The sequence below is a fragment of the Shewanella sp. SG41-4 genome, assembly GCF_014164505.1.
GTDB lineage: Bacteria > Pseudomonadota > Gammaproteobacteria > Enterobacterales > Shewanellaceae > Shewanella.
This window is the reverse complement of record NZ_JACJFI010000475.1, coordinates 1-2,050: the sequence shown is the minus strand read 5'-3', so window position 1 is coordinate 2,050 and position 2,050 is coordinate 1. Positions and strand designations below refer to the sequence as shown.

General features: G+C 39.9%; 1 tRNA gene and 2 rRNA genes. All 3 read left to right on the top strand.

The window, feature by feature from the left end:
* Positions 1–2: 2 nt before the first annotated feature.
* Positions 3–118: ribosomal RNA gene (gene rrf, locus H5202_RS21275) — 5S ribosomal RNA — on the top strand.
* A gap of 27 nt (positions 119–145) precedes the next feature.
* Positions 146–221 (top strand) — tRNA-Thr (locus H5202_RS21270).
* Positions 222–257: 36 nt separating this feature from the next.
* A 5S ribosomal RNA gene (rrf, locus tag H5202_RS21265) occupies positions 258–373 on the top strand.
* The last annotated feature ends 1,677 nt before the right edge of the window (positions 374–2,050 follow it).

The window sequence follows — 2,050 nt, the reverse complement described above, 5'->3', positions numbered from 1 at the left end:
TGTCTGGAAACCATAGAGCTGTGGCACCACCTGATCCCATTCCGAACTCAGAAGTGAAACACAGTATCGCCGATGGTAGTGTGGGGTCTCCCCATGCGAGAGTAGGTCATTTCCAGGCGCCTAATAAGTTCCAATAAGTAATATTGCTGATATGGCTCAGTTGGTAGAGCGCATCCTTGGTAAGGATGAGGTCCCCAGTTCGATTCTGGGTATCAGCACCAAGAATAATCTAGTGATAAGTCCTAGAAAAGAGTTTGTCTGGAAACCATAGAGCTGTGGAACCACCTGATCCCATTCCGAACTCAGAAGTGAAACACAGTATCGCCGATGGTAGTGTGGGGTCTCCCCATGCGAGAGTAGGTCATTTCCAGGCGCCTAATAAAACAGCAAGGCCACTCTAATCGAGTGGCCTTTTTGTTTTGTGCCTTGAACCTAAACCATTGACTAGTGTGGTTGATATGCCCATGCGTCCCCTTCGGGGATAAAAGAGTAGGTCATTTCCTAGTGCCTAATTGACTTGAAAGAGTCGCGAAACAGCCCGCTATTATATAATGGGCTTCTTGTGTCAAAAATTTGTATCATGCCGCCAATGAATCGATAAACCTAGTTCATTCCTTAAAGCATAAACTCTGCAGGCCTTTATTAAGATTTGTGTACAGTTTTAGTTGACCACATCGTCTATTAAGCCACAATATCCATAATGTATTATTGATGCGGTTAACTAAACCTGTACACATTGTTATTCTGACATGACGGCAGCTTTTTGAGCCGTATATTAGTAGCTATGACCATGTTTTACTTTAATAGGTAATTCAGTTCATCCTGCTTCGCTTAATTAAAAATGGCACTATCCATTCTTAAGCGTACATTCTGTTTTCAATTTAAAACCTTCCATCACAGCATTGCCCCTGCTGTAACTTCTTCTGCTCATGTTTTGATTTATTTCTACTTCCGCAATATTTATAGGTACTGACGGCGACTTTAATGACAACTTTTGTATCAATGAAACACAATGTTTTTGGGCTGCCCTTAACTTTGAGATGCTTTTCTTAATGTTGCACAAGTCAAATTCTTATCAAGATATTCACAACAAACTCAACCCACAAATTTTCCTTATGCATAAATCCATCACCACAGGTTATTCCCGTCATTGGGTTCCTGACCAAACATCACCACACTTAACCAGGTTCATAATGCCAATGTATAATTGTCGTTTCACAAATTAGGCTGGATTGCAGACTCATCATTGGGTAGCTTAAAAGGATGATGTCTCGTTTGATCATTACTGAGTCGGTAATCCTCTATTAATGTTTAAAATCCCTTCTTAAGTATCAAATCACAACGTGACTATTATCAGTCGAGAATGCTGTTTAACCTTCATTCACCTATATCGTAATATGCGGTCAGTAGATTCTAAGGCCTCTCGGACAGTTAATTGATTTGATATACCCACTATCTAGGTTTAATTTTTGTAGATTGGTAACACTCCTGCCTCTCTGTACTACTCACTATCTGGATTATTTCATTGGCCACACTTGATGTATCTATTTTTGGGAGTGTTATAGAACAAATTCAAAACTCATAACCTAAAGCATTAATGTGTTTTTCCATATGAGCATTGGTAAAGTATGAATGAAAGGATTCATTATTGTGGGTAAGTCTGTGGGTAAGATGTGCTTAAGGTGGTGTTAAGTTCAGTATAAAAATTAATTGATAAATATGATAAAAAAGGGGTTGCGCTAAATCGTGTGGTGCCTATAATGCGCATCCACTGACACGGCAGACAGCGCAAGCGGTTACTGAGTTAGGTTGAATTAAGTGCTTCAAAACACAGAGTTCAAGGCGAAAAGAAAGTTTGAAAAAACACTTGACGCTGACACGGGAAAGCGTATAATACGCACCCCAAGCCAACGACCTAGCGTCAACGGCCGCTGAATGAAAAATCGAAAGATGTTCATGTTAGCAACGCTCTTTAACAATCTAAACAAGAAATCTGTGTGGACATTCACAGGTATTGAGTTATTCGAAATTGTCTTCTGTTCTTAGGAAT